We start from the raw sequence: 3,361 nt of genomic DNA, 5'->3' as shown, positions 1-3,361 counted from the left end.
GGCGAATATCAAAGTCACTGACCTGAGCCAGTGGATCGGGGCGACGGCTGCTCATAAAGTTGCGCTCATTGTTTAGCAGGGATCTAACTGAAGGTTAGAAAAGTTGGATTTCACCGACTTTATCGCCGTGGCAATTTAGCTGCAACAACGCTTTCTATCTCCCTGACGCTTATGCCCTGCGAGGTTTTGCCCGATGAACATGCCTGAAAACGCGCCGTCGCCACTGGCCAGCCAACTGAAGCTGGACGCGCACTGGATGCCGTACACCGCCAACCGCAACTTCCAGCGCGATCCGCGTCTGATCGTCGGTGCCGAAGGCAGCTGGCTGTTCGATGACAAGGGCCGCAAGATCTACGATTCGCTGTCTGGTCTGTGGACCTGCGGTGCCGGTCATACCCGCAAGGAAATCCAGGAAGCTGTCGCCAAACAACTGGGCACTCTCGATTACTCGCCGGGCTTCCAGTACGGCCATCCATTGTCATTCCAGTTGGCCGAGAAAATCACTGACCTGACCCCGGGCAATCTGAACCACGTGTTCTTCACCGACTCCGGTTCCGAGTGCGCCGACACCGCGGTGAAAATGGTCCGTGCCTACTGGCGCCTGAAAGGTCAGGCGACCAAGACCAAAATGATCGGCCGTGCTCGTGGTTACCACGGTGTGAACATCGCCGGCACCAGCCTCGGCGGCGTCAATGGCAACCGCAAGCTGTTCGGTCAGGCGATGATGGACGTCGATCACCTGCCCCACACCTTGCTGGCCAGCAACGCGTTCTCCCGTGGCATGCCGGAGCAGGGCGGTATCGCCCTGGCCGATGAACTGTTGAAGTTGATCGAACTGCACGACGCCTCGAACATCGCGGCGGTATTCGTAGAGCCAATGGCCGGTTCCGCTGGTGTACTGGTGCCGCCTCAGGGTTATCTGAAGCGTCTGCGCGAAATCTGCGATCAGCACAACATCCTGCTGGTGTTCGACGAAGTGATCACCGGTTTTGGCCGCACCGGTTCGATGTTCGGCGCTGAAAGCTTTGGCGTGACCCCGGACCTGATGTGCATCGCCAAGCAAGTGACCAACGGCGCGATCCCGATGGGCGCGGTGATTGCCAGCTCCGAGATCTACCAGACCTTCATGAATCAGCCGACCCCGGAATACGCTGTCGAATTCCCGCACGGCTACACCTACTCGGCCCACCCGGTGGCGTGCGCCGCTGGCCTGGCGGCACTCGATCTGCTGCAAAAGGAAAACCTGGTGCAGAGCGTGGCCGAGGTTGCACCGCATTTCGAGAACGCGTTGCACGGCCTGAAAGGTTCGAAGAACGTCATCGACATCCGTAACTATGGCCTGGCCGGTGCGATCCAGATTGCCCATCGTGATGGCGACGCCATCGTGCGTCCGTTCGAAGCCGGCATGGCCCTGTGGAAAGCCGGGTTCTATGTGCGCTTCGGCGGCGACACCCTGCAGTTCGGCCCAACCTTCAACAGCAAGCCGCAAGACCTCGATCGTCTGTTCGACGCGGTTGGCGAAGTGCTGAACAAGCTCGACTGATTTACGCATGACCTGGAGCCGAGCTTGCTTGCGAAGGTGCACTGAAGCGCGCCAATGCAGTTCGGTTCCGACCCAAAGCTACCTATATATAGAAGGCGCTCCCTGGCGGGCGCCCAGCGTACAAAATTCAGGAGTCCCCCGATGAGCGTTATCCCGCATTTGATCAATGGCGAACTGGTGACCGAGAACGGTCGCGCGGTTGATGTGTTCAACCCGTCTACCGGTCAGGCGATCCACAAGCTGCCACTGGCCAGCCAGGCAACCATCCAGAAAGCCATTGATGCCGCCAAGGCTGCGTTCCCGGCGTGGCGCAACACGCCACCGGCCAAGCGCGCCCAAGTGATGTTCCGCTTCAAGCAACTGCTGGAGCAGAACGAAGCGCGCATCTCGCAATTGATCAGCGAGGAACATGGCAAGACCCTGGAAGACGCTGCCGGTGAATTGAAACGCGGTATCGAGAACGTCGAGTTCGCCTGCGCCGCCCCGGAAATTCTCAAGGGTGAGTACAGCCGCAACGTCGGCCCGAACATCGACGCCTGGTCGGACTTTCAGCCATTGGGCATTGTTGCCGGTATCACCCCGTTCAACTTCCCGGCGATGGTGCCACTGTGGATGTACCCGCTGGCGATCGTCTGCGGTAACTGCTTCATTCTCAAGCCATCCGAACGCGATCCAAGTTCGACCCTGCTGATCGCTCAACTGTTGCTGGAAGCCGGTCTGCCTAAAGGCGTGATGAGCGTGGTGCATGGTGACAAGACTGCCGTTGACGCGTTGATCGAAGCGCCGGAAGTCAAGGCGCTGAGCTTTGTCGGTTCGACGCCGATTGCCGAGTACATCTATGCCGAAGGCACCAAGCGCGGCAAGCGCGTTCAGGCTCTCGGCGGCGCGAAGAACCACGCGGTGCTGATGCCGGATGCCGATCTGGACAACGCCGTCAGCGCACTGATGGGCGCGGCCTATGGTTCCTGCGGCGAGCGCTGCATGGCGATCTCGGTAGCGGTGTGTGTGGGCGACCAGGTGGCCGATGCGCTGGTGGCGAAACTGGTTCCACAGATCAAGGCACTTAAAATCGGTGCCGGCACTTCGTGCGGTCTGGACATGGGCCCGCTGGTCACCGGTCAGGCGCGCGACAAAGTCAGCGGTTATGTCGATGACGGCGTAGCCGCAGGCGCGACCCTGGTGGTCGACGGTCGTGGTCTGAGCGTGGCCGGTCATGAGGAAGGCTTCTTCCTCGGTGGCTGCCTGTTCGACAACGTCACCCCGCAAATGCGCATCTATAAAGAAGAGATCTTCGGTCCGGTACTGTGCGTCGTTCGGGTAAACAGCCTGGAAGAGGCGATGCAACTGATCAACGATCACGAATACGGTAACGGCACCTGCATTTTCACCCGTGACGGTGAAGCGGCGCGTCTGTTCTGCGACGAGATCGAAGTCGGCATGGTCGGCGTCAACGTACCGTTGCCGGTGCCGGTGGCTTACCACAGCTTTGGCGGCTGGAAGCGTTCGCTGTTCGGCGACTTGCATGCTTATGGTCCGGATGGTGTGCGCTTCTATACGCGTCGCAAGGCTATCACCCAGCGTTGGCCACAGCGTGCGAGCCACGAAGCTTCACAGTTCGCGTTCCCCAGCTTGTAACTGGAATGGATGACGAAGGCCGACCTTTAAAGGTCGGCCTTGGTGTTTTCGGGCTTTTTTGACCGATATGACAAAATTATGAAATTAGGTGTTGACGGCAAATTCTGGAAGTCTATAATTCGCCCCACTTCCAGCGCAGTCGAAACGGAAAACTCCTTGAGATTCAATGAGTTACGCAGTTTT

The 3,361-nt window shown here is 58.9% G+C and carries 2 protein-coding genes; both read left to right on the top strand.

The window, feature by feature from the left end:
- Positions 1-193: 193 nt before the first annotated feature.
- Positions 194-1,543 carry an aspartate aminotransferase family protein gene (locus DBR24_RS09310; RefSeq protein WP_123471149.1) on the top strand — a complete coding sequence of 450 codons (1,350 nt, stop codon included), beginning with the start codon at positions 194-196 and terminating at the stop codon, positions 1,541-1,543.
- A 141-nt stretch (positions 1,544-1,684) separates the two neighbouring features.
- A complete protein-coding gene (locus DBR24_RS09305) occupies positions 1,685-3,178 on the top strand; it encodes a CoA-acylating methylmalonate-semialdehyde dehydrogenase (protein ID WP_128614579.1) in 1,494 nt (497 codons plus the stop codon).
- The last annotated feature ends 183 nt before the right edge of the window (positions 3,179-3,361 follow it).

Origin of the sequence: Pseudomonas sp. HMWF006 (genome assembly GCF_003061205.1) — a bacterium.
Classification (GTDB): Bacteria; Pseudomonadota; Gammaproteobacteria; order Pseudomonadales; family Pseudomonadaceae; genus Aquipseudomonas; species Aquipseudomonas monsensis.
Note: the sequence above shows the minus strand (reverse complement) of the source record. Positions and strands in the feature narration are given on the sequence as shown.

Coding starts and splice junctions, on each gene's coding strand:
- DBR24_RS09310 (WP_123471149.1), top strand. CDS start 194: ATGAACATGCCTGAAAACGCGCCGTCGCCACTGGCCAGCCAACTGAAG.
- DBR24_RS09305 (WP_128614579.1), top strand. CDS start 1,685: ATGAGCGTTATCCCGCATTTGATCAATGGCGAACTGGTGACCGAGAAC.